This window comes from Pseudovibrio denitrificans JCM 12308 (assembly GCF_001310815.1).
In the GTDB taxonomy this organism is placed as follows: Bacteria; Pseudomonadota; Alphaproteobacteria; order Rhizobiales; family Stappiaceae; genus Pseudovibrio; species Pseudovibrio denitrificans.
Genome location: NZ_BAZK01000038.1, coordinates 1 through 23,489, shown reverse-complemented (window position 1 = coordinate 23,489; position 23,489 = coordinate 1). Strand labels below are relative to the sequence as shown.

Sequence of the window (23,489 nt, the reverse complement as noted above, 5' to 3'; positions counted from 1 at the left end):
GAATATCGATATCTGCGTTTCCTAAGTTTATAATCCCATCAATAGTTCCATCAGCAGCATCTGCAGCAATCAAGGTATTGGCAGTTAGCAAATAAGCTTCACCTGAGTCATTTCCACCACCATCGGCAAAATATGCACCAATGAGCAGATCATCCTTGCCATCACCATCAACATCGCCAGCTGACGACACACTACGTCCTGCTGCATCATCTGGCCCACTTCCGATGAACTGATAAGAGCCTGTCTGTTCGTTGACATTGTCTAAATCAATGACGCCATCAGTAGTGCCATCCGCAGCATCTGCGGCGGCCAACCCACTAGCTGTCATAAGATAGGCTGCTCCTGACTCAAAGCCATTATCATCTGCAGTAAATGCACCAATGATGAGATCATCTTTACCGTCTCCATCAACATCGCCTGCAGAAGAAATACTAACTCCTGCCTGGTCTGATGCTTCCGCACCGATAAACTGATAAGAGCCTGTCTGTTCGTTGACATTGTCTAAATCAATGACGCCATCAGTTGTGCCATCTGCAGCATCTGCGGCGGCTAGGTCTGAAGCATTTACGAGGTAAACTTCACCGGAGAACCTTCCACCGCCACTAGCGTTATGAGCACTAATGAGGAGATCATCTTTACCATCTCCATCAACATCACCAGCAGAGGAGACACCACCAGCCCTATCATTAGCTTCAGTTCCGATAAACTGATAGGAGTTAGTTTGCTCATTGATGTTATCCAAATCAATGATGCCATCAGTTGTACCATCAGCTGCATCTGCTGCAGCTAAGTCCGAAGCATTTATTAAGTAAACTTCGCCCGAACGGTTGCCTCCGCCGTCTGCTCCACTAGCACCTATCAAGAAATCATCTTTACCATCACCATCGACATCTCCCGCTGTCGAGACTGTACCTCCCGCTCGATCTAGTTCTTCAGTACCAACAAACTGGTAGGAGTTAGTTTGCTCATTAACATTATCTAGATCGATAATGCCATCAGTTGTGCCATCCGCTGCATCCGCGTCAGTCAGCGAAGCTGCCGTCAAGACATAGGCTTCTCCAGCAAATGTACCACCATCGCTAGCATCTGAAGCACCAATAAGGAGATCATCTTTACCATCGCCATCAATGTCACCTGCTGACGAAACAGCTCCACCGGCACCATCACGAGATTCGGTTCCTACTAGTTGATACGAACCGGTTTGCTCATTAACATTAGCCAAATTGACATTGCCATCAGCTGTACCGTCAGCTGCATCTGCTGCAGACAATGCTGAAGCTGTTACTAAATATGCCTCACCAGAAGTACGTCCACCACCATCTGCTCTACTAGCACCAATGATAAGGTCGTCTTTGCCATCACCATCAACATCACCGACAGACGACACGCTAATTCCAGCTGAATCACTGCTATCAACACCGCTGAACCGATAAGAACCCTCAAGCCCATTAATGTTTTCTAGGTCAATGACACCATCAACTGCACCATCAGCAGCGTCTGCTGAAGCTAAAGCTGCAGCCGTTACCAAGTAAGCTTCACCGGAAAAGATCGCATCCCCATTAGCAAGGTGGGCGCCAATAATGACATCATCTCGGCCGTCACCATCTACATCTCCTGCAGAAGAAACACTAACTCCAGCTTGATCAGTGGATTGTGTTCCGACAAACCTATATGATCTTATAGACATTCTTTCTTCCTCCATTTTTTGCATCTTTGAATAGATGCCAAAACGCCCTGAGTTCCGGAAACGGACACGACAAGGCAAAACATCAAGTCAGGGTCATGCTTGAAAATGCCTGCCAGCAGATACGTGGCCTGCATGAAATCCATTTGGGGTAATGTACTGAGCAGTTAATGAGGCAGATGGCTCATAAAGCGGTTTAGGCTGTTGGAGAACTTGCTGCATATAGCGAATGGAAGAGCTTGAGATGTTCAAAGTCCCACAGCACACAGGATCATCACCAAAGCCTTCAGCCCGGCCAACTTCCAAGAACATCGCACCAGCACGCAAATAAACTTGGTTAAACTGCGGCGCATAGTTGGATACAATGGTGTGTTGCCCATCCAAATAAGCACATTCGCAAGTTGCTAACGTCAGCAAACCAAATGCATAGGAAGTGGTCATTTCTGGAAAGTCAGCCTTGATTAAACTATGATCAAGACAAGCACGAGTTGCTTCCCAGATACCCGGGACAGCTAAATTTAAGGACTTAGGAAAGCTGTTTCTGAATGTATCATACAATAGCGTTGGTTTTGTAGTTGGTATCAACCGAACAGAGGCATAAAGTTTAGATCGCTCTGCATCAGACCACACAAAGTAAATACAATCATTATTATCGTATTGATCAAACTCATAATCACCATCAACATTCACATTCCATTGTAATTGATCATGAAACACTTTCTTTCGAAGCTTGAACATACTCTCAACGAGCGGTGACCAATTACTACTGTTGATGCTTTGAACCTTGAAAAACATTTTCGCCACCTATTTTATTTTAAGGGAAGCTTAATGTTTTTCCTGTGTCTGAAAATTCGCCCACATGTGGATGCCCAGATGAGGTCCCTCAAAAGAGGGGGATGACCTCCAACGGACTTATAAGGGAAAACCCTACCTGTTTAACTTAATAGGCGATCAACACGGGCAATTAGCGGATCCTATGACGAGGAGAGTTCGCAGCACTATTACTCGGAGTGCAATGCGTTTTAACATTTTCAGAATTGGCTGGGCAAAAATCCTAAAAACAAGAAGTCAGACTTTTGCATTCAGCACAAATAACCTACGCCCGGCCACTCGTTTCAATAAACTCCTTACATTACCTAATGTCATTACTTTATTGCCCCCTCATCACCCATGCTAAAAATCAACTATATTTACAACATACAGTCATCACATTCATTTTCCTTTTAATAATTACAGTTTAAATATGAGATATATTATATATACGCATCACAATATTGTTATATTCCATAATTTTGAATTTGCTGATTTATATTACTCGTATATTATTTCATCAATGCTTTCATCTAGGGTAACTCAGCAAGCTACAAGCAATCCAACGATGATAAGTTTTATGCATGTAACCGACAAAACGTGCATAGCTTGTTTGAGTTTCAAGTAAGGAAGAGATCGCCAATGCTTGAAGGGAAAACATCAATTGAAGTACAGAAATTAATCTTTGAATCGTCGTCTATGGAATGCGCAATTGAAGCTTTCCGGGCGGCCTATGAGGTAGCTCATGTAACTTTACATATGGCACAAACACGCTCTCAAAATGTGGACATGCCTTATTTGAAAACCACTTATCCAAAAAAGTGGATTTCAGAGTACATTCTGAAGGGTTACGTCGAAATTGACCCTGTAGTTAAACAGGGCTTCAATCAAACTTCACCGTTTAACTGGTGTGATCTGGAAATCCTCCCTGAATCTCGTTTTCTAATGGAAGAATCGATTAAGTTTGGGATCGGGAAAAATGGGTATTCAATACCTGTTATGGATAGATCAGGCAGAAAATCCCTTGTCTCGATCAACTCAAATTCTACTACTCTTATCTGGAACAAACTGATCGCCAAAAACGGCAATTGTTGGCGCGAGATATCTCATGTCTTGCATCAAAAGGCTTTGATTGAACTATACGATGGGGTTGATCCTGCTCCGCCTCTCAGTCGTCGGGAACTTGAATGTCTTAGCTTAACCGCGCTTGGAAAGGATTATAAAACAATCGCTATCTTACTCGGCATTTCAGAGCATACGACGCGTAGTTACCTGAAGTCTCTTCGACAAAAATTTAACTGTACGAATCTAGCTCAAGCCGTATCGAAAGCTCATTCGCTTGGAATACTTTAGGGAGTGATGCTAATTTTGACCTCACGTGGTAGCTATAAAATCTAGGCATCATGACTCTGGCCATTACCGAGGTCTTCATTTTTCGACGAGTAAGTTAGACTGTTCACTAATCCACCCCTCCCTCATCTTGCAATCAATGATCCAACTTGTATTGGTATGTGTATTACCGCTCGTAAGATCTATTTGTTTGCTCGAATATCGCAAGGCAGACTTTTCTAGCAGAGAACAGGCCTTTGCCAGTCTACGTGAACGGTCGATGCGGCTGAGTGTTTTGCCCCTCTCTAAGTCACCCCTGAGCTTTTAGGAATTCGGTCAAAAGCAACTGAACAGGCTCAAATACTAAAACAGTGAGCCCCAAAAGCCCCATAACGGCCCCCAGAATAAGCAAACCATAAGTCCAACGCCTAGAGGTGTATTCTCGCTCATTGCTCATTTGGCCCTCCACCCAAAGTTTGATGAAAACTCGGTCAAAGCAACTTTCGATTGATTTTGCGCCGATAATGCCACCAAGGTAGTTGTCGGCCAAGTGATCCATTCAGGAGATTTGAGTTTCATGAAACCTATTGCCGCAACTATCAAAACAGTGTTCGCCTGTTTTGCGTTTATAATTTTGGGATTAACCTTTGCTCAAAGCGAAGTGGTTGTAAAGTTGTCCAAATCCGGCATCTGTCATGCACCAGATAGTCAATACTACAGCCGAACCAAACACTTTAAGCCATATAATAGCTTGGCAGAATGCCTTGAAAAAGGACGGCTACCGAAAAACTATAGACCATCAGGTCATCTAAAAGCATCTGTAAAGCAGTCTAGCAAAACTCTTCAAAACACCTCAAAGAGCACTTACAACAGAGAACTTTTTGGGGCTTGGGGGGATGAGGATGGTGATTGTCAAAACACCAGACATGAGCTTTTAGCAGAGATCAGCAGCGTGGCTCCCACATATAATGCAGCTGGGTGCCGTGTCATTCATGGCCGTTGGCTAGATCCATACACCAACAAAGTGTTTTTAGACGCAAAAGACATGGATGTAGATCATTTGGTCCCACTAAAATGGGCTTGGGACCATGGGGCCGTTTCTTGGAATGTAGAAAAACGAAAGGCGTTCGCCAATGACATGAGAAACCTCTTTGCAGTCCAAGCATCCGTAAACAGAGAAAAGGGGGCTTTGGGTCCGCTCAAATGGCTACCACCTAACAAGAAGTTTCATTGTGAATACATTACTCGATTTAAGCGTATTACGGTTCTGTACAAGTTGAACCTATCTTCAGATGAAGCACTGCGTTTCAACTCGTTACGCGACCAAATCTGTAAATGAGGTAGATTTTCCGCTGCAAAATCGCCATAGGTGCTCATTACCAGCCCCTGATTACACATGCATGCAACTTCAAATGCAATGCACAAAGATCAGGGGCAAAACTCTCGGGTGAACGAGCTCGAAGAAACCTCTCCTACTACGAGTGTGAGAAAATTACTCACATGCTAATAGGAGATTATTATGTACATCGCTTATTATAAGAAGAGTGCTTTTGGAATTGGCAATACTGAAGACAAGGCCCTTGAAAAGGCAAAAGAAATTCTCATGCAACTAGGGCAACGCGAAATGGAGCGAGCTTTCCTCAATTTAAAAACGGCTCCCTTGAGCAAAACAGCATATGCTGCCCTAGAAGGGAAAGAGATAGTTTTATTCAGCCTAATCCAAGGTATTTTTGAACTGAACTAATTAGACCCAGCTATCAAGCGGCGGGATAGCTTTCTTACTAAAACTGATAACCTTTGAACGTACTAATTACTTCTCTTCTTTGAGCTGATTAATTTACTCAAGAAAGTTTTCATCTCATTTAGTACATGTTGATATCGGTAATAAAGCAAGTTAACCAACAATACTAATCTAATTTTTATTTAACAATCGATGTGTTTGGTTTGAACATTACACTTAAACGCTTTTGGGTAAAGACAAAATTCTTTATTTCACTATGAGGTTGCAAGCGACACAATACGGAACTGACTCCAAAATTTTCATTTTATTCTATTTGTAAATGAGCGCACAATGCCTGCGAGTACCGCCGACAATTGGGCGCTAGAGTTTGAAGTAGTTATGACAGTACAGTGCGAAATCAAAATACCTGAAACGTTTTTGCCGGTTAAAGACGATGCCTATCTCAGACTTACTTATCTTTATCCTGAGTTGGAAATCGAGCTCCACGATACAAGCATTGTCTTTAGATCCATCGGTGAGCACAAAAAACAAACGCTGAAAAGAGAAGTAAGCCACACGCTCTATCGAGAGAAAATGAGGGCAGATTCCACCCAGCTTCGCCAATCGCTTTTGCAGGTGTTGTCGTGAACCAAGCATTGGTACCCATTCGTTTCAGAAGGCTGCCCACTAGCCAGTACGTGATCACTAATGATGCTGGCGATTTTCTTTATGGCTCAGAAACTTTGATTGATCGGTATGTGGCACAACAGATTACCGAAAAAGACAGGCATATCCTCACGAGATCCGGCTTTACGTACAGCCGGCTCGGTGACCTACCGAGCATTGGGTTTGCAAATCGGTGGCTAAAACGCTCATATGTCTCTAATCAACTAGGCTATGTTGTAGTTGTTCCAACCCTCCGCTGCGATCTAGATTGCTCTTATTGCCAGGTATCCAGGGTAGCTGAGAATGCACCTGGATTTGATTGGTCTGCGCAAACACTTAAGTCAGTTAAAGATTTTTTGAGCTCGCTGGAAACGGATAACATCAAGATTGAATTTCAAGGAGGAGAGCCGCTCCTTAGACTTGATATCTTGCAAGAAATTAGATCATTTTGTCGTTCTAATTTTGATACCTCTGAGTTCGTAGTCTGCACGAACTTACAGAATGTCTCAGATGAGGCATGGGCCTTCTTTCAGGCAAACGACACCCAAATAAGTACATCCTTCGATGGTTCTTTTCACAATCATAAGAGGCAAAGAACAAAGGACAATGCCACAACTGAGCTCTTCATAAAGAACTTGGAAAAGGCAATCTCTGTTTGTGGTGAGGAACGCGTTTCGGTGCTGCCCACATTGGACGTGCAGAATCTCCCCGACGTGAGCGATTTAATTTCTAACTTTGCTCAGCTTGGAATGCGATCCATTTTCCTTAGACCCATTAACCATCATGGGTTTGCTCGAAAAAAACATGATGCAACAGGGTCAGTTGACCCTTGGACGATGTATCATAAAGCCTTCATTCAAAAGCTAATTGAGTACAACTGGCAGCATGAAGACTGGATAGAAGACTTCTATTTTTCTCACCTTCTTCGCCGTGTGTTTCTTGGTACTGCAAACGGTCATGTTGATATTAGAAATCCCAACATTTTGGGATCTGACTATGTTCTGATCGATTATGATGGTCAGTTCTATCCCACAGACGAAGCGCGAATGCTGACAAGAACTGGCAACATTAATCTTGCTGTCGGTCATATCGAAGATGGCTTGGATCTCGAGCTGCTATCTAGCCTCAATGAGCTATCACTCAATGACAATGCTCCAGACTGTGTTCATTGCGCTTACAAGCCCTATTGTGGGTAGATTTGATTGATGACTTATCTCGATATGGTCGCGTCGACGTTCCGAAGATAGATACGGATTATTGTCGCAAACATATGAGCCTGTTCGATTTTCTATTTGAGCTGATCCTGGACAAGGATGAGAAGACGCGGCATTCGATTGGCCTGTGGTTGGGAGTTCCAAACTTTTCAACTGAGTTGGTGAGGAAGTGCCCATGATCGCGCTCCGCATAAAAACTTCCGGCTTACCTTTAAATGAACCATTGGTCGTGCGACTACGTAGCCACATTGATCATGCAAACCAACATGAGGCATGCTTACTCTCAACTGCAGAAGGAGTTGCAGAGTTTGACTTCCATGGCTTCTCATTTGCATTAGAGATAGAAGATGTGAAGAGCATCGATGGCGATGTCGTTATGTTTCTGCCAGATGGGCGATCTGTACACCGCTTAATTCGGGCTAACTCTAAACACAACACGCTGCTAGTTACCGAGCAATGCGATCAGTTATGCTTGATGTGTTCGCAGCCTCCCAAAAAACATCATTTTGACCTGTTTGACCAGTTTGCAACTGCTGTCAAACTTGCCCCCGCTGATGCAACAATAGGTGTTTCAGGGGGAGAGCCTTTGCTACACAAAACAAGATTGTTCAACATGATGACTGAGTGTTTGCAAGAGCGGTCAGACATTAAGTTCCATGTTCTGACCAATGGTCAGCACCTCAGTAGAGCTGACCTTCCGGTTCTAAGTAGCAGTTTGTTCAGAAGAGTATTGTGGGGAGTTCCACTATATTCAGAAAACGCCGCAACTCATGACCTGATCGTAGGCAAACCTGGAGCATATGAAAGGCTCTGTAGCAATCTGGCTATTCTCGGTCAGGCTGGCAGTTCTGTGGAGCTTAGAACCGTTTTGATGCGGGAAAATGTCGAGAAGCTTCTAAGTCTCGCATCCTTTATATCTAAGGATATCTCATTTGCCTCTGTTTGGGCATTAATGCAGATGGAAAACATCGGGTTCGCACGAAAGAACTGGAATAAGCAGTTCTATGATAACTCATTGGACTTCAAACCGATCTCATCTGCGATGGATTTAGTGCTAGGATCAGGTCTAGAGGTTGCGCTTTATAATTTCCCAAGGTGTACCATCCCTTCGAAGTATCGGAACTACTCCCATCAAGCCATATCAGATTGGAAGCAAAAGTTTCTGCCACAATGCTCAGATTGCACTGATCAAACGAAATGTGGTGGCTTTTTCGAGTGGTATCCCGAAGATCATGGATTTGAGAATATTTGTCCGAATTGATAGGTGAACTATGAAACTTAGAAAATTTCTCATCCCCTCTCTAGTTGCTGCCGGGTTCCCTGTTTCAGAAGGGAATGCTGCGGTGAACACGGCTCACACAGACTTAGAGCCTGAAATCCCCGGAGCTGTAGAACGATTGAAGTTGAACCATATCTACAATCTCGCAGGACATCGTTCGCACTCCAGCCACCGTTCTCATTCCAGTCATCGGTCTTCTTCCGGTGGGGGGTATATCTACAAGCCTAAAAGAGTAGCCCCGGCCCCAAGTTACCCTGCTCCTTCATCAAGAAACATTCAAAGTACGCCGCCATCTTCAGTTCTTCCAAGTTTGCCTTCTGCGGCAAAGAAAAAGACATTACCAGGAAACTCCGAGAAGTTTTTGATGATCGCGAGAAAGGTTCAAGCTGCGCTGTTCTTAAAAGGCTATTACACCGGCACCATTGATGGCATTGTAGGACCGCAGACCCGAGCCGCGATCTCCAAGTTTCAAAAAGCATCAAGAATCCAAGTGACAGGAACAATCAACACGGAGGTCCTGAATGCGCTTGGGATTGCTGCCAACTAGCATAGTTGCGCTCTCTTTTTTCATAGCTGGTGTTGGGACAGCGATTATTGCAAAGCCTATCTGGAAGAGCGCTCTTATTGCGATGAACCAAGCCGAGTTTTCTAAGCTCTCTTTTGAGTGTGACAACGCGATGCGAAGCCATTTTGTTGCTGAGCAAATCCTATCTCAGACACCAAGTGAGGCTAATGTAGCAAATCTGCAAGCTGCCGAGATCGCATTGATCGATTGCCAGGACTATGACTTAAAGAGAAAGTCACTCATCAAATGGGGGCTAACAGAAAACGAAGTTAGCGAGATGGTTCTGTCATCCATTGAAGAGCGTGGTGGTAACTTAAAGCACGTGATTAAAGTCCATGAAATTCGCTATTAAATACATTGCTGCAGCAATATGTGTTTCGATTTGCACATCATCTTTTGCAAGCCCTTTAAGAGAGGCAGTTCTAAGAAACGCGGCAATTGAGAACGGCTTTGTTAAGCCTGAGCAAACACATGCGACTGTAAACCTCGAACTAGTAAAAGTTGGCAAACTCTTGTTTGAGAGTAAGCTTCTTTCACTGAATGAGGATACTGCGTGTGCCTCTTGCCACTTGGACCGCTTTGGTTCTGCAGATGGTCTACCTAATGCGATCGGAGTGGGTGGAGTTGGTCATGGCGAGCGCAGGTTAAGAAGCGAAGGAGCAATTATTCCTCGCAATACATTGGCACTTTGGGGGGTCGGCGGCTTGGAGTTTGATCGTTTCTTCTGGGATGGCAAAGTTGATAAGAGCGATCAACAGATCAGCAGTCAGTTCGGAGACTCTAAACCTTCAGATGACCCGCTTGTCGTTGCTGTACATTTGCCACCAGCTGAACTTGATGAAATGCTGCGCGACAGCAAGGAGAACTTGATATTCGAAACAGAGTCGGTTGGTTCTGCAACAGCTTTGTATAAGATACTGACAGCCCGGATTTTGAGTGATAGCCGCCTCGCACAGGAAGTTGCCGTTGCATATCCTGAAGTACGCGAAGTTACCTTCTTACACCTTGCCAAAGCAATTGCTGCATTCATCCGTGAGAACTTCAAGTTACAGCCAACAAAGTTTTCAAAATTTGTTTTTGAGAACGGTGCGCTAACAGAAGCAGAGTTGAAGGGTGGTCTCGTCTTTTATGGCAAAGGACGATGCAGTGGTTGTCACAAAGGACCATACTTCTCAGATATGAAGTTTCACGCCATACCTTTTCCGCAGATCGGCTTTGGTAAGAACGGTTATGGCGTTGATTATGGCCGCTTCAATACAACGCTTAACGCAGAAGAGATCTATAAGTTCCGGACACCTGTTCTTTATAATGTAGCCAAAACAGCACCTTACTCGCATTCAGGTGCGGTAACTTCATTGAAAGATGCGATTATTTATCACTTTGATCCCTTGAAAGATTACCAATCCGAAAGAGATGATAGCCGTAGTAGAGCAGAATTTTACAAGCGCTTATCAGTATGGAGCAATGAAACGTTCAAACCTGAGTTGCTCAATGAGGACGATATTGAAAACTTGATCACCTTCTTGGGGACATTAGAGTTTGAAGCACAAATGTCAGTTTTGGAGCTAGAGTGAGTAATACAGGTTATGATTTTGACAATAATCTCATGCAATATGGTCTCTATGGTAGGCGATTACCAATAGTATCATGCGCTGTTTTTCTTAAGAGGAACACTTAGATCGGACTGCAAGTTAAAAAAGACTGGATTTTACCAGCCCTTCTTTCATGATCAGACTTCCCAGCCATCCGCGCCTTGATACGAGCAGCGTTAAGAGAATGCACCACTTTGTCAATCTGCGTTCTTAGGCCCACAAATGCTAATGATCCAGCAGACCGCGCTCCGACTAAAGCGCCAACGATTGGGGCAAACCAGAACATCCAGAGCTGCTCGAGAGCCCAACCACCATTGACGATAGCTGTTGCGGTAGAGCGGGCCGGGTTAAAGGATGCGTCGGAAATCGGGATTGCGATGATGTAGTGGATTACATCTGCGGTTGGGAACCGCTTTGCGGCCCAAAGGCCAATGGTTACCGATGGATTGAAATGAGCACCTGAGCCATTGCCAACTTACGTTTACGGCAACCTGCAATCTAATAATTGCCTTAAGCAAGCATTGCTAAGTCATTAGGGGAAGACCAAGCACAGTTTCCAACTTCTGGCATAAGTAGAACTGATATATGTATTACAAAAGATAAAGCTGTATTGTGAGAGATCAAAAAGGCAGGAGCTCATTGTCCCTAACTGCTTTGAGTACAAAGAAAGTACGCAATTGTGACACTCGAGGAAGTCTGATCAGATGGTTCGCGTGTAGTCGATTGAAGGCTTCGATATCACGTACCCTAATTTTAAGGATGTAATCATACTCACCGCTCACAAGATAACAGTCCAAAACTCCTTTAAGTTCATTACAACATATGGCTTTTTCAAACTCGCTAAGACTTTCTTGCGTAGATTGATCAAGCACGACCCCAACCATTACGAGCGTTGATAAGTGAACTGCTTCTGGTCGCACGTGTGCTCTTATGCTTGAAATAAGTCCATCCTGCAAAAGCTTTTGCTTATACCGGTGACATGACGCTGCGCTTAAGTTGACTGCTTCGGCTAGAGCTGCATTAGTCATCCGGCCATCTGCTTGTAATTTCCGCAAGATTCTCAGTTCTAGGTCACTCACCATAAAACACTCTTCCGAATTAAGGGGGATTGTAGAGATGATTTTTTAAAAGGCAGGGCATTCATTAGATAAGACACTCTCAAAATAGATAAATTAGAGAGCACCTTTCACTTGTTTTTTGCTAAATTTTAGTGGCTGAATTTAGGAGAAAAAGTGCCTCAGTTACCAAAAGCAAACTCTATCCTCTGATTTAATCCAGAGCAGTTTTACAGAATCTCTTATGTCAGGAAGACTGAATAAGCTGAGTGACACAGGTTGCCTCTCTTATTTTGCTTCCTGTGGGTGATTTTCTTCAGAAAAATCTCAATGACAGTCTTGCGGCAACATACTCTTGAAGGGTGAGAGGTGGTGGTCTGTAATCTTAATGGAATAAAAACATGAAGAAAATAATAGCAATGCTCTTTGCTGTTACACTCTGTTTAACAAGCGCCTTTGCACAGCCCGATAACAGTCCTATCGGGGATTGGCTACGTAATGGGAAAGAAGGATGGACACTCATCTCAATTGAAGAATGTAAAGACAAACTTTGCGGTTCTATCCTCAAAATGGAGTTGCCACAAAAAGACCTGCTGAATGATGATCAAAGCATGCATGACCGCGATCTGGAAGGTATCTCAATCCTCTCCGATTTGAAAACACCAAACGGTCGGCAGTGGACTGGAAAGCTCTATGACTCAGAGGATGGGAAAAACTACACATCTGTTCTTTCATTAAAAGATCCTAGAACTTTGAAAGTCGCAAGTTGCAGAGATGGCGGTTTTTGCAAGACAGAACTCTGGACGCGAACAATAAAGGCTCCGCTAATCCAGTCCTCTCCCAACAACAATAAGAAAAGCTAACTCTGTTTCACTTTAGCTAATTAGTCTGCCCCACAGGCCATTTCTGGCCTGTGGTTTCTCACCGAAGAAATAAAAATTAAGGACAAAAGGTATGACAGATCAGTTTGAGCAGCTGTTTGGCTCCCCACTTTTTCTAGCCGTGGCACTCGGTCAAAGTACCGATACACCGGAAGGATCCTGGCTCCAGGTAAGAGATCGTGATTGGAGACTCATTGAAATCGCAGACTGCGGCGCAAAGCTATGTGGTTCAATCGTAAAAACACAATCAGTGTTTAATTACACCCAAACTCATAAGGTGAAACAACGCAAAAAAAAACTTAGAAGGTTGCAGAATTCTGAGTGATTTCATTCCAAGCGATCACCTTAGTTGGACTGGCCAGGTCTTAGACATTGAAGATGGTAATGTGTACTCAAGTGTTATTACACTACGAGGCAAACGCACTTTGCAAATTGATACTTTCAAAGGTTCCGACATCATCAAAATTGACTTTTGGACACGCGTCGAAAAGGCAATTCTAATTGATGGAGTAGCCTAGTCTTTCTTTGGCCTCACTATTGTTCTTTTGAAACGATAAAATCCACGAACGTCATGTTCCGATACACGGCACATGGGACAAAACTTGTGCTGTGATATCGCAACCTAGAAAGATATTTAGGCATTCGACAATACGTTACTTAATCGCCCTCACTTTGAAAAAGCGACCCTGTGGAGCACAGACTCAACACGTTCAAGATATCAATACCATTGGAAATTTATCTTTTAACCCCTCCCAAAGGCACTCCTAGCATTGAGCTTTTAAAGAGAACAAAGGGTATGTCCTTAACAGAAAAAACTAGACAGGAACTGACAGCCGTCTTGGTAGGCAAGCGTCGTAGTCTATGGAGCAAGTTCTTGTTTGCGGGCCCTGCTATTATCGCAAGCATTGCTTATGTTGATCCAGGAAATTATGCCACCAATATTCAAGCGGGAGCGGGGTATGGCTATAAGCTGTTATGGGTCGTACTTCTTGCCAACCTAATAGCTATGTTGTTTCAAGGTTTGTCTGCACGACTAGGCATCGTGACAGGGAAAAATCTAGCTGAGTTGTGCAGAATAACATTCCCATTTCACATCGTTATTTTTATGTGGTTCGCAAGTGAGCTTGCTGCCATGGCAACCGATCTTGCAGAATTTCTAGGTGGGGCGATTGGCATATCTCTCCTACTAAACATACCAATACTTCAGGCTATGGCAATGGTAGGAATTATTACTTATTTGATACTAACATTTGATCGTTTTGGCTTTAGGCCAACAGAGTTAATAATCGCATTCATGGTGATAATTATTACACTCTGCTTTCTAACTGAACTATTGATCGTTCCAGTCAGTTGGAAAAGCGTTTTTGACAATGTCTTTATTCCAACAGTTCCGGACCTAGACGCTTTAACAATAGTAGTTGGCATCATTGGAGCAACCATCATGCCACACGCTATTTACTTGCATTCTGATTTATCGATCGATCGTGCCATTGTCCGGAATGAAGATCATCGCAAACGGTTATTGAAGTTCACAAACATTGAAGTTGTTTTGGCACTTGGTGTGGCTGGCTTTGTCAATATAGCTATGGTGATCCTAGCAGCTGGGGCGTTTCATAGCGACTTTAGCTATGTTGCTGATATTGAAAGCGCGTATCACCTGCTTACGCCATTGCTCGGAGGCGCTGCAGCGGCTGTGTTCTTATCGTCTTTGATCACGTCTGGTGTTTCAAGTTCTGTTGTCGGAACTATGGCTGGGCAAATGATTATGCAAGGATTTTTAGAGTATAAAATACCAATATGGATCCGCCGACTCGTCACAATGATACCCGCCTTTGTCATTGTTGTTTTTGGAGTAAACGCAACCCAAGCACTTGTTCTTAGTCAGGTTGTTCTCTCAATCACACTGCCCGTCCCTATGATTGCTTTGATTTTTTTTGTGACACGCAAGTCAATTATGAACAACTATGCTATCACTCCATTTGTTGGTATTTGGGCTATCTTGGGGACTGGCATTGTTCTTGGTTTAAATTTTGTCTTGTTGGCGGACGTATTCGGTGTCCCTGTTCCCCTTTACTTCGTATAAGTTAGACTTAGAACGGGGTTAGAACCCTTTCGCTAGAGCACAAATAGTACACCAACTATTTTGCTGCAGCTGAACTCAACATTTGTTTTAGTTCTAGGGTAGGAGTCGACCCTAAGATATCTCGACCTTGTCCATCCATTAAGCAGTTTCGTTGAACAGCGGTACTATTGTAAGTCACTGGCCGACAGCATGGTTTTCAATCTGAAGGTTCTAACTGGCAGCATCTAGCAATTTGTCACCCAGTAAATCAGTTTACTAGGTGATGAAAAAAATTGAACTGAAGGCTTATTAATACTTTTGCTCGGAAGGGTGAAGGAGGCCCAACTCGATGGCAACTTATCAAGTAACTACTAGGCTTTCAATCAAGTGCAATCGGGCTACAACTTCAGATAAGGATAATTAAACTTCATCATTTACCATTTTAACAGAATTATTTTTTAACAGTTCTCCAATCCAGTGCTTTTGAGCACAAAAAGTTGCTCTCATTTTCATAGTTTTTAAGTGAAGAAGTTTGCAGCAACTACAACTTCTATTAATGCATCTGGAGGGAGCCTCCCTACATTAGCCTGTTCCAGATGCACGATAGAATTACATAGTACGCCAACAACTCCTAGTTCACATAATTGATCCCACTGAGCATCTGATGGAAGCTTTGTTGGCGAGGCGTGCAGCTTCGCCATTCGCTATATGATGCTGGTGGAGCAGAAGGCCAATGGACCTCGGAGCACGTGTTGCTCTGAAAGAAACACCAATATGACGATTACCAGGACAACATCGCAAGTCAGCACACCCAGCCCTAACGTGACACCGCCTGCCGATCAGGCAGGAGTGCATACGGCTTCAAAGAGCCGGAGTACCCAATCGGCACGGATGCCCTATCGGTTGTCAGTAGTGCCGGTTGCCGACGGGCAGGAAAGACGGGTTCCTCAGCCACTGCGGGCTGTTTCCATGGCGAGTTTTCATCTGCGGTCTGTTCCGTCTTCCGACCTGTCCGGGCAAGCAGCACAGTCAGAACGGAACGGGCCGCCTCTCTCTTCCATGGAGCGAGCGCTGCTGGATGCGCGCCTTAAGCTACAGCCTGTACAGCGGGATGTTTTGGGCGGGGAGACTCGGTTTGGAAATAAGACCGCCGGTGTTGGCAGTGAGCATCGGGTGTTTCAGACTCTGCAGGCATTTGCAAAAGATCCGAGCTTATTGACGAAAGAACGAGCGGCAGACCTACAGAAGCAGTTGGTGTCCGTCTCATTTGCTGAGCCGGAACAGGAAACAACCAAGACGGCTTTGGTGGAGCATCTGAACGGGGTGGCTGGTGGTTCAGCAGCAGGCCGTGACACGGTTGAGGTGCTTCGGCCAGTCCTGGAGGATTTGGAAGGGCATCTGAAAGAGTATCAGCCAGCACTGGATCGGGCGCTGAGCGGAGGCCGGGCGCAGTCGTTGCTGCGGGCGGGGCAGGAAGAGTGGCGTCAAGTCAGCACGGCTAAGCTTATTGAAACTGCCAGTGGAGAAGAGGGGGGCTATCATCCTCTCGCGTGACGGCACGCGGTGCGATTGCGGAAGGTGTGCAGACAGAAGGTCTGGTGCGCAATGGACTGGGTAAGTTTCCGCATAATGTGATGCCGCTGATCAATGCTGCGGTGAATGGGCGGGAAGAGATCTTCCGGACAGAGGTGCCGATCACTGATGGTGTTGCTTATGGTCGCTTTGGATTCTCCGGCTTTTTCTATACTCTGTGCGTAATTCAGAGCCTGATTTCTGCGCGATCCGCTTACACAAGCATGAAGGCAGCGGACAACGCGCTTCATACGTATCGTACTGAAGCCAAGCAGTTTCTTGAGGCACAGAAAGATATTGCCGAGCTGGTGGCCTTGTCGCGCATGGTCAAGGATGTGCAGAAGAGCGATGTTTCTCCGCTGACATTGGTGGACTCCTTGGCGCAGGCTGTTCAGGCGGGCAAAATCACGAAGCAGGGCCTTGGTGTTGTGCTGAATGGTTTGTTTCCCAATTTGTCAGCGTCTGCGAAGTCTGCCTTAGAAGCCTATATCAGAGTGGAGAAGGGGGTTGCTGATGAGGTGGTGCGGCTGACTGCTCTGCATAATCAGGTGGCGCTGACTTATGGAGAAAGTTCTGCCAGTGAGGCTGCGCATCTGGAAGGGGCTCTAGATCATCTGGATGGTGCGCTGAAGCTGCGGATGAAGGATGCGGACAAGGCGCATAAGGCATTGACGGGTCTTGTTGCGAACTACGGCAAAAATGCCACTTTGGCGAAGGCCATGCGCAGTGATTACAAGACCCAGATGCACGTCAACATTCTGTCGGCTGAAATCCGTGGTCTCGCTTTGATCTCTAATGGATTAGCCATAATTGAAAGAGCGCTCTCTTCCAACGTTGAGGGTGTTTCTCTGGTTACCCAAGGGCTCGACTATGCGTCTCGTATTGTTGGCGCTGGCGCTGGGGGACTTGCTTTCGGATTATCTGCATATGGCACCAGTATAGCGGCTATCCGTGCCTTCAAGCATCATCAGACCGGCAATAAAGCACAAGCCTTACACCGGCTGTTTTCAGAACGGCAGGAGGTCCCGGTTTCCGGCCTGGAGGGATCACGGAAAGTATCCCAGGCACGGGATGCTGAGCTGGCAATGATTACGAAGACGATTGCCGATAATCAGTCCCGTGCGCGAAACACCAAAATTGGCCAAGCTGCACTTTCTGCCGTTGATGGGTTAGGCTTTGCTGCGCTCACAGTTTCCGGTGTGGCTGGAGTTGTGACAGCTGCGACAGGCGGTGTCCTTGCTGCTAGTGTGGCGGCGGCGACATGGCCCGTTGGAGCTGCAATTGGTGGTGGGTTTGTGCTGGGGAGCGTCACGATGACTGGAGCAAGGCTGATCAAGTGGGGCACCCATCACGATAAAAGCAAGCAGCTGCAAAAGGTGATAGCTGGCGATCTGCAGGCTATGCGCAAGTACGCACACAAAAACCGCATAGATGCGGGGCAGGAGAACTCAATGCGGCGGAGCACGGTGGAAGCTGAGATCAAGAAACACGCCATTGATGCTTTGACCAAGCACAGCACAAAGTTTGCGCTCAACCGGTTCCATCAGCGGCTGGTGACTGAGATCGCGCAAGTGGATATGGCGCATTGGGATCGATCGCCTGCCATCGCCGTGATGAAATGCTTCTTTGATGATGCCGCACAGATCCAGGCCATCGCAGGGCTGAGTACGGATGCTGCTGTGAAGGTGCTGGCGAAGAAGTTTCAGGTGCGCACTTAACGATCCTAATAAGTAAAAACAGCTTAAATTAAGTAACCGACTTTGCTCAACATCTGATTGTTGCAAGCAAAGTCAACACGGCTACTATGTCGCAATCTTAAGAGACCTTTTGGAGAAAACTAATCTCAAGTTCCAACTGTTGACTGGTATCTACGCGAAACTACATTATACGCCTCCCTGACAACTCTTAACAATCAGAGCGTTTGAGTACCATGCCCCAGATCCCTTCTCTAAAGAGCATACAGGCGTTTGAAGTGGTTGTACGGCACTTGAGTTTTAAGGATGCGGCTAACGACACCCGCATCTCTATTGAATGTGTTATGGGGACCCGTGATCGTGTTAAAACACTAACCGGGAAGGTGAGCAACAACACCTTTTGGGACTACGGCGGCTCTAGCAAGGACACCTTCCTCTTCAAAGGCAGCAGCTTCGGCAGCGTTGTCATTGAGGACCTTGCTGCAGGATCTGGAACAGGGGGATGCGATCAAGTTGGATGGCACACCTTTGAGCAGCCTGCCCCAGGTGCTGGCAAATGCCAGTCAACAGGGCAGTGACACACTCACGGCAGTTAACAACAACAGCACCATCATCTTAATGAAGGTGCAAAAGTCCGACCCGCATACCAATAACTGCATCTTTAAAACCAGGTAAACTCAGTTCCGGTTCTGGTAACCACTCTTCCTGATCGCAGTGTCAACGAGTACAGTGCCTGGAGCGACTTCGTTCCTGCAGGCACCTTTCCCGGTGGTGATGCGCTAGCGCTGACAGCTGAACTGTCCAACAACAGTACTCTGCCATCCTGGCTCAGCTTCAATGGGGAGCAAACTGGGCTATTCAGAAAAACATTATATATTCATGTCAAACTCAATCGAATCCAATTTTGCGTGATCCATAAATTGCTTGACTTCTTTTGATGTAATGCACTTTGACCCTGTTGCAGACTCTAAAGCTGAGCGGGTCAAACTTTCACACAAAATCATTTCGTCTTTATCGAGAGATTTCTTAGCGTACATAGTCAAAGCAGACAGCAGTTCAATACTGCGCTCCATTCTAGCCTGCTTTGATATACATGTACCCGCAACAAATGATGAGTCTTCAAACAAATACATGTCTTCTTCCTCCAGAACTTTCTGAGAGATGTCGACAAAATATTGCGGTGAGTTGAAGTAGATACATCCGGCGGTTAGACAGGCTTTTAGAAGATCATCATCTCTTTGATTGATATAAACTTCTGCGAGTTCCTTTAACCTTCCTAGATTCCGTGTAGTTTTGGGCTCGCTAAGACCAAAAGAAAGAATCGCATAATCAGAGAGTACTTCACTTCGTCCAAAGACAGCCGCTCTTATTGCAGCAATATCCTCTTTTGTTAGTTGAACTCCAGACTTTAGTTTTAAATAAGTATCTCGGAAGTTGTTCATTCTATAAGCTCTGTTACCTGTTTAACGACTTGACGGGCAGTATCTAGCGTTTTTTCGACGCGATCAATGTGATTAGAGGTCGAGGCTAAAAGTTCTACAGCCGCATTCCTTTGTGCATCTGTAAGATCATCTCGACCTAATACTTTTTGTATACTCTTAACTTGGTTCTTTAATCCATTTACAGCATTGTTCACCTCATCAAGGTGATCATATGTCTTACCGTTGATCGTTACCGGGTTCCCAAGGATGTCCCCAACAGCTCCAATCAGATCACTAGTAGACAAGTGATCAAGATTCCCTTCGATTTTGGAGGATATTTTAGTAGTAAGCTGAGACACTTTTGTACTGTTAAAGGTTGCGCCAAATTTCTGCGCGTTTTGACGAACTCCATTGGCTGCTGTTGCAATCCTACCTATTGTTATTGCTGACCCGGCTCCTCCAGGTGCACCCGGCACGCTAGTAGCGGCTCCATCAAATACGACGCCAGCAGCATCGAGGGCAGCACTCCAGTAGTTTCCAACAGCCGCATTCCCAGCAAATGAAACAACCCCCAGTGAAACATTGAATGCATCCCATACAGTTTCGATGGCATTCCCAGATGGATCTTTATATGAAGTTGGATTGTTGAGGGCGTAAGCATATCGGTTTGTACCAACCCCTGCATCTAGTGGATCGAACCAATCCGACTGTATGAAACGGGCAAGATCGGCATCATAGTAGCGGGCATTGAGATATGTGAGAGCGGTTTCTGGATCGTCGCGTTCTCCAATCCAACCTTTGCTTTCACGTGGAGTATCTGCAGCTTGCTGCACATCTGTGCGCTTGCCGTAAGGTTGGTAGCGGCTGATGGCAGCCACAGTACCCGAGGCGTTAGTAAGCATGCGCACAGAGGACATGTGATCGCGGTGGATCCAATTGGTTTTGTTTCCTGCCCTGCGCACGCCGCCATCCAGGTGCTTTAGTGTCGTTCCATCGGGAAGTATCTCTTCATCATCGCCTAAGTAAAGCGTGGTCTGACCGCCAGAGATCTTCTTTAAACGCTTGTCGTCAGGTCCATAGACGTACTGAGTGGTAACACCGCCCATGGTGACTAGGACTGGACGATCCTGACCATCATATTGGATGGCGCGGCCTTTACCCGAGACCATGTTGCCGTTGGTATCATAGTCGAATGACCATCCCCCTGCCGTGGTGGCCGCGTGCGGACGCGATGCTGTTGGAGCTGGGTAAGTGTAACTTCCCACATCACTTTTAAAAGTCAGGTTGCCAGATGGGCTGTAAGTAAAGGTACGAGACAGTAAGCTATTGCCTACATTGGTCGCTGCTGTAAGCCGATTAATGCCATCATAGGTATAGTCCCAGTTGCCATTGGCCCGGTTGGACCTGATCTTGGCAATGCGGCCAACAGTGTCTCGGGTATATTGTTCTTCAAACAGAACCTGCGCACCCTTGCTCAGCTTGGTTCCCAGTAACCATTTACGTTGCAGGTCATAGGTATTTTTAGTCTGAGTGCCGTTAGTGTGATCCACCTGCGCGATCTCAGAATCTGGCGAGTAATGGATCTGCTCAATCGCACCGGGGATACCGCTTAAGCGGCCAGCAGTATCATACTGATACTGAGCTCCCGCAGGGGGCCAGGTTTCTCCATCTGAGAAGCTTCGTGCTCTTAGCTTATCGCTAACGTCGTAGCTAAATGTGCGGGTATAGGTTTGCCCATCAATGACGTAGCGTTCGCGAACCTTCTGACCATGACTGTTGTAGTCATAGTAGATGGTGGCATGCTCGTTACTGACTGTCGTGAGCTGACTCATATTGTGATAGCCTGCACGAGCCTCATCATAAATGTAAGTGGTAAAGCTGGTTTGACTAGCCTGAGGCAAAGCAGCAGCATTAGCTGCTAAGCTTATTGCAGACAACATTGTTGCTCCCACTAAACCTTGCAAAAGCGGTCGTGCGCATAGGGAGACAAAAAGTAGTTTTTTTGAAGAGCCGTGAGTTTGAGAAACCAAGGAAGCAGCAGAGCTACCAGTTCCTGGCCTCAATGCTCGTAAAAATTGACAGTATATCATTTGCTTTTCTTTCAGCTCGTGCCATCCCTCCAAAGAAGGAGAAAGTGGCAGTCGCTGGGATAGTGTTAAGTTAATTAGGATTTAGGCATTCACTCGCCCAATATGAAACTGTCGCCTCTAGGTTCTTATTTCATCTTGCAGATCTAAGAAACGCAAAACCTCAATCATAAACTCTAGCCCGTTATGACCTTGATCGAAAAGCGGCATGTGTAAATATAAAGCATCCTGTATTATTGAAGGTTCAGAGCCCAAAAACTCCATAATAAATGATCCAAGAACTTCCTCAGCAAAGTCGAAGTCAACTGCAGTGGAATCTGGACCGAAGATCTCTTCTTGCCCATTGTAAATCACCTCCAGAGCTAGCCCCTCCAGCTCAGTTTGGCTTAGACTCTGCTGTTTTGAGTTTGATAAATGCAAATCGAACGTATCTGAGGTTGTTCGATTACCATCTGAGGCGATGACCTTAATCGCCAACCTACTCGCAGCTCCTGTGGGGACGCGGCCAAGAAACGCTTTTCCATTAAAACTCAACCATGATGGTAGTGCCTGATTGCTGGAAAGTCTGGCTGTCAGTGTCAAATAATCGCCATCAGGGTCTGTGAAGGTATCAAGCGGGACGGTGAGCGCCCATAATCCTCCTTTTATAAAGTATTGATCCGCAATTCCTTTTAGTAATTCTGGCGCTTGGTTAACAGATGTTATAGTGAGCTTAAATGTATCTTCAGCACTTTTGCCCCTTGCTGTTGCTACAACTTTTATGTTCAGCTCACCCGCTGAACCCAAGGGCGGTGTTCCTGTGAACTTTGAGCCATTGAAGCTGAGCCAGGACGGCAAGGCACTGTTGTTGGACAGTCTTGCGCTCAGCGTCAGCGCATCGCCATCAGGATCGGTAAAGGTACCCGCTGGAATGGTGTAGTTCCAGGCACTGTCCTCATTGACACTGCGGTCGGGAATAGTCTTTGCCCTGACAGGGGCGTCATCAATGGCCTTGACCGTTAGCTTGAAGACATCGGAAGCAGACTTACTGCCATCAGAGGCTGTGACCTTGATCAGGATCTGCCCGTTGTAGTTGGCCGGCGGAGTTCCGGTGAACTTTGAGCCATTGAAGCTGAGCCAGGACGGCAGGGCGTTGTTGTTGGATAGTTTTGCGCTCAGCGTCAGCGCATCGCCATCAGGATCGGTAAAGGTACCCGCTGGAATGGTGTAGTTCCAGGCACTGTCCTCATTGACAGTTTGGTCAGGGATAGTCTTTGCCCTGACAGGGGCGTCATTAATGCCCTTGACCGTTAGCTTGAAGACATCGGAAGCAGACTTGCTGCCATCAGAGGCTGTGACCTTGATCAGGATCTGCCCGTTGTAGTTGGCCGGTGGTGTTCCGGTGAACTTTGAGCCATTGAAGCTGAGCCAGGACGGCAGGGCGTTGTTGTTGGACAGTCTTGCGCTCAGCGTTAGTGCATCGCCATTGGGATCGGTAAAGGTGCCCGCTGGAATGGTGTAGCTCCAGGCATTGTCTTCATTGACACTGCGATCAGGAATGGTGCTTGCCAGAACCGGAGCTGAGTTTACCTGGTTTGCAAAGACAAAGTCATTGGCATGCAGAGTGGACTTTTGCACTTTCTTTAAAGTGATAGTGCTGTTGTCATTGACTGCTATGAGCGTGTCGCTGCCCTGCTGACTGGCATTAGCCAGCACCTGGGGCAGACCGCCAAAGAGGGTGCCATCCAGTTTGATCGCATCCCCAGAGGCAAAGTCTTCAATCACATCACGGCCAAAGCTGGTGCCTTCAAAGACAAAGGTGTCATTGCCTTTGCCACCATGTAGATTGTCATTGCCAGCTGCCCCATTGAGGGTGTCA

At 45.9% G+C, this 23,489-nt stretch carries 24 protein-coding genes; 16 read left to right on the top strand and 8 right to left on the bottom strand.

Annotated features, from left to right (window positions below):
- The coding region (locus tag JCM12308_RS26480; protein ID WP_164845372.1) for an FG-GAP repeat protein at window positions 1-1,687 on the bottom strand (1,687 nt) is incomplete at its 3' end.
- A 93-nt stretch (window positions 1,688-1,780) separates the two neighbouring features.
- Window positions 1,781-2,479, bottom strand: a complete 699-nt coding sequence (locus JCM12308_RS28085) for an acyl-homoserine-lactone synthase (protein WP_128647518.1) — start codon at window positions 2,477-2,479, stop codon at window positions 1,781-1,783.
- A gap of 657 nt (window positions 2,480-3,136) precedes the next feature.
- On the opposite strand from JCM12308_RS28085, the gene JCM12308_RS26470 reads away from it, so the two are divergent.
- Entirely contained in the window at window positions 3,137-3,847 is a 711-nt protein-coding gene (locus JCM12308_RS26470) for a helix-turn-helix transcriptional regulator (RefSeq protein WP_054785658.1), read from the top strand.
- A 286-nt stretch (window positions 3,848-4,133) separates the two neighbouring features.
- Here JCM12308_RS26470 and JCM12308_RS26465 read toward each other — a convergent pair whose 3' ends face one another.
- Window positions 4,134-4,382 (bottom strand): hypothetical protein, encoded by a 249-nt coding sequence (locus JCM12308_RS26465; protein ID WP_054785657.1) that lies wholly within the window; start codon window positions 4,380-4,382, stop codon window positions 4,134-4,136.
- An 18-nt stretch (window positions 4,383-4,400) separates the two neighbouring features.
- Here JCM12308_RS26465 and JCM12308_RS26460 point away from each other — a divergent pair, with 18 nt between their 5' ends.
- From JCM12308_RS26460 to JCM12308_RS26425, 8 genes are all read left to right on the top strand, one after another.
- Window positions 4,401-5,162 (top strand): HNH endonuclease family protein, encoded by a 762-nt coding sequence (locus tag JCM12308_RS26460; RefSeq protein ID WP_054785656.1) that lies wholly within the window; start codon window positions 4,401-4,403, stop codon window positions 5,160-5,162.
- Window positions 5,163-5,342: 180 nt separating this feature from the next.
- A complete protein-coding gene (locus tag JCM12308_RS26455; protein WP_054785655.1) occupies window positions 5,343-5,567 on the top strand; it encodes a hypothetical protein in 225 nt (74 codons plus the stop codon).
- Between the two features lie 327 nt (window positions 5,568-5,894).
- Window positions 5,895-6,191, top strand: a complete 297-nt coding sequence (locus JCM12308_RS26450) for a hypothetical protein (protein ID WP_054785654.1) — start codon at window positions 5,895-5,897, stop codon at window positions 6,189-6,191.
- Window positions 6,188-7,405 (top strand): radical SAM protein, encoded by a 1,218-nt coding sequence (locus tag JCM12308_RS26445; protein WP_244272037.1) that lies wholly within the window; start codon window positions 6,188-6,190, stop codon window positions 7,403-7,405. The genes JCM12308_RS26450 and JCM12308_RS26445 overlap by 4 nt, the downstream gene beginning before the upstream one ends.
- Window positions 7,406-7,598: 193 nt before the next feature.
- Window positions 7,599-8,684, top strand: coding sequence for a His-Xaa-Ser system radical SAM maturase HxsC (gene hxsC, locus JCM12308_RS26440; protein ID WP_054785653.1), 1,086 nt, complete (start codon window positions 7,599-7,601; stop codon window positions 8,682-8,684).
- Between the two features lie 10 nt (window positions 8,685-8,694).
- Window positions 8,695-9,249, top strand: coding sequence for a His-Xaa-Ser repeat protein HxsA (gene hxsA, locus JCM12308_RS26435; protein WP_054785652.1), 555 nt, complete (start codon window positions 8,695-8,697; stop codon window positions 9,247-9,249).
- Window positions 9,224-9,619 (top strand): TIGR03982 family His-Xaa-Ser system protein, encoded by a 396-nt coding sequence (locus JCM12308_RS26430; protein WP_208609295.1) that lies wholly within the window; start codon window positions 9,224-9,226, stop codon window positions 9,617-9,619. Before hxsA ends, JCM12308_RS26430 begins: the two co-directional genes overlap by 26 nt.
- Window positions 9,603-10,841 carry a His-Xaa-Ser system-associated MauG-like protein gene (locus tag JCM12308_RS26425; RefSeq protein WP_054785651.1) on the top strand — a complete coding sequence of 413 codons (1,239 nt, stop codon included), beginning with the start codon at window positions 9,603-9,605 and terminating at the stop codon, window positions 10,839-10,841. The genes JCM12308_RS26430 and JCM12308_RS26425 overlap by 17 nt, the downstream gene beginning before the upstream one ends.
- Before the next feature lie 100 nt (window positions 10,842-10,941).
- On the opposite strand, the gene JCM12308_RS28080 is transcribed toward JCM12308_RS26425, so the two are convergent.
- Window positions 10,942-11,292 (bottom strand): aquaporin, encoded by a 351-nt coding sequence (locus tag JCM12308_RS28080; RefSeq protein ID WP_128647521.1) that lies wholly within the window; start codon window positions 11,290-11,292, stop codon window positions 10,942-10,944.
- A gap of 187 nt (window positions 11,293-11,479) precedes the next feature.
- On the bottom strand, window positions 11,480-11,941 hold the full coding sequence (locus JCM12308_RS26420) for an Lrp/AsnC family transcriptional regulator (protein ID WP_054785650.1): 462 nt from the start codon (window positions 11,939-11,941) through the stop codon (window positions 11,480-11,482).
- 374 nt (window positions 11,942-12,315) lie between these two features.
- Here JCM12308_RS26420 and JCM12308_RS26415 point away from each other — a divergent pair, with 374 nt between their 5' ends.
- The 7 genes from JCM12308_RS26415 (at window position 12,316) to JCM12308_RS31115 (ending at window position 18,701) form a co-directional block, all read left to right on the top strand.
- The gene (locus tag JCM12308_RS26415) at window positions 12,316-12,777 is read left to right on the top strand and encodes a DUF2147 domain-containing protein (protein ID WP_054785649.1); all 462 of its coding nucleotides are present in this window, start codon (window positions 12,316-12,318) and stop codon (window positions 12,775-12,777) included.
- A 91-nt stretch (window positions 12,778-12,868) separates the two neighbouring features.
- Window positions 12,869-13,120 (top strand): DUF2147 domain-containing protein, encoded by a 252-nt coding sequence (locus JCM12308_RS26410; RefSeq protein WP_054785648.1) that lies wholly within the window; start codon window positions 12,869-12,871, stop codon window positions 13,118-13,120.
- Window positions 13,110-13,313, top strand: a complete 204-nt coding sequence (locus JCM12308_RS33185; RefSeq protein ID WP_128647520.1) for a DUF2147 domain-containing protein — start codon at window positions 13,110-13,112, stop codon at window positions 13,311-13,313. The genes JCM12308_RS26410 and JCM12308_RS33185 overlap by 11 nt, the downstream gene beginning before the upstream one ends.
- Window positions 13,314-13,522: 209 nt before the next feature.
- Window positions 13,523-14,878 carry an Nramp family divalent metal transporter gene (locus JCM12308_RS26405; RefSeq protein ID WP_244272036.1) on the top strand — a complete coding sequence of 452 codons (1,356 nt, stop codon included), beginning with the start codon at window positions 13,523-13,525 and terminating at the stop codon, window positions 14,876-14,878.
- A gap of 753 nt (window positions 14,879-15,631) precedes the next feature.
- Window positions 15,632-16,411: a hypothetical protein gene (locus JCM12308_RS31120; protein ID WP_208978963.1), complete on the top strand. Its 780-nt coding sequence runs from the start codon at window positions 15,632-15,634 to the stop codon at window positions 16,409-16,411.
- Window positions 16,408-18,147, top strand: coding sequence for a hypothetical protein (locus tag JCM12308_RS26400; RefSeq protein ID WP_208978962.1), 1,740 nt, complete (start codon window positions 16,408-16,410; stop codon window positions 18,145-18,147). The genes JCM12308_RS31120 and JCM12308_RS26400 overlap by 4 nt, the downstream gene beginning before the upstream one ends.
- A 212-nt stretch (window positions 18,148-18,359) precedes the next feature.
- Entirely contained in the window at window positions 18,360-18,701 is a 342-nt protein-coding gene (locus JCM12308_RS31115; RefSeq protein WP_054785647.1) for a hypothetical protein, read from the top strand.
- 291 nt (window positions 18,702-18,992) lie between these two features.
- Here JCM12308_RS31115 and JCM12308_RS26390 read toward each other — a convergent pair whose 3' ends face one another.
- The 3 genes from JCM12308_RS26390 to JCM12308_RS26375 all read right to left on the bottom strand — a co-directional run bounded on the left by JCM12308_RS26390 (window position 18,993) and on the right by JCM12308_RS26375 (window position 23,395).
- Window positions 18,993-19,565, bottom strand: a complete 573-nt coding sequence (locus JCM12308_RS26390; RefSeq protein ID WP_054785646.1) for a hypothetical protein — start codon at window positions 19,563-19,565, stop codon at window positions 18,993-18,995.
- The gene (locus JCM12308_RS26385) at window positions 19,562-21,484 is read right to left on the bottom strand and encodes an RHS repeat-associated core domain-containing protein (RefSeq protein ID WP_054785645.1); all 1,923 of its coding nucleotides are present in this window, start codon (window positions 21,482-21,484) and stop codon (window positions 19,562-19,564) included. Before JCM12308_RS26385 ends, JCM12308_RS26390 begins: the two co-directional genes overlap by 4 nt.
- Window positions 21,485-21,751: 267 nt before the next feature.
- Complete coding sequence (locus JCM12308_RS26375; protein ID WP_128647516.1) at window positions 21,752-23,395, bottom strand: putative Ig domain-containing protein; 1,644 nt, start codon at window positions 23,393-23,395, stop codon at window positions 21,752-21,754.
- Window positions 23,396-23,489: the final 94 nt, after the last annotated feature.

Excerpts from the sequence above, each read along its gene's own strand:
- JCM12308_RS28085 (WP_128647518.1), bottom strand. The coding sequence starts at position 2,479 with ATGTTTTTCAAGGTTCAAAGCATCAACAGTAGTAATTGGTCACCGCTC.
- JCM12308_RS26470 (WP_054785658.1), top strand. The coding sequence starts at position 3,137 with ATGCTTGAAGGGAAAACATCAATTGAAGTACAGAAATTAATCTTTGAA.
- JCM12308_RS26465 (WP_054785657.1), bottom strand. The coding sequence starts at position 4,382 with ATGGATCACTTGGCCGACAACTACCTTGGTGGCATTATCGGCGCAAAA.
- JCM12308_RS26460 (WP_054785656.1), top strand. The coding sequence starts at position 4,401 with ATGAAACCTATTGCCGCAACTATCAAAACAGTGTTCGCCTGTTTTGCG.
- JCM12308_RS26455 (WP_054785655.1), top strand. The coding sequence starts at position 5,343 with ATGTACATCGCTTATTATAAGAAGAGTGCTTTTGGAATTGGCAATACT.
- JCM12308_RS26450 (WP_054785654.1), top strand. The coding sequence starts at position 5,895 with ATGCCTGCGAGTACCGCCGACAATTGGGCGCTAGAGTTTGAAGTAGTT.
- hxsC (WP_054785653.1), top strand. The coding sequence starts at position 7,599 with ATGATCGCGCTCCGCATAAAAACTTCCGGCTTACCTTTAAATGAACCA.
- hxsA (WP_054785652.1), top strand. The coding sequence starts at position 8,695 with ATGAAACTTAGAAAATTTCTCATCCCCTCTCTAGTTGCTGCCGGGTTC.
- JCM12308_RS26430 (WP_208609295.1), top strand. The coding sequence starts at position 9,224 with ATGCGCTTGGGATTGCTGCCAACTAGCATAGTTGCGCTCTCTTTTTTC.
- JCM12308_RS26425 (WP_054785651.1), top strand. The coding sequence starts at position 9,603 with ATGAAATTCGCTATTAAATACATTGCTGCAGCAATATGTGTTTCGATT.
- JCM12308_RS26420 (WP_054785650.1), bottom strand. The coding sequence starts at position 11,941 with ATGGTGAGTGACCTAGAACTGAGAATCTTGCGGAAATTACAAGCAGAT.
- JCM12308_RS26415 (WP_054785649.1), top strand. The coding sequence starts at position 12,316 with ATGAAGAAAATAATAGCAATGCTCTTTGCTGTTACACTCTGTTTAACA.
- JCM12308_RS26410 (WP_054785648.1), top strand. The coding sequence starts at position 12,869 with ATGACAGATCAGTTTGAGCAGCTGTTTGGCTCCCCACTTTTTCTAGCC.
- JCM12308_RS31120 (WP_208978963.1), top strand. The coding sequence starts at position 15,632 with ATGACGATTACCAGGACAACATCGCAAGTCAGCACACCCAGCCCTAAC.
- JCM12308_RS31115 (WP_054785647.1), top strand. The coding sequence starts at position 18,360 with ATGCCCCAGATCCCTTCTCTAAAGAGCATACAGGCGTTTGAAGTGGTT.
- JCM12308_RS26390 (WP_054785646.1), bottom strand. The coding sequence starts at position 19,565 with ATGAACAACTTCCGAGATACTTATTTAAAACTAAAGTCTGGAGTTCAA.
- JCM12308_RS26385 (WP_054785645.1), bottom strand. The coding sequence starts at position 21,484 with ATGTTGTCTGCAATAAGCTTAGCAGCTAATGCTGCTGCTTTGCCTCAG.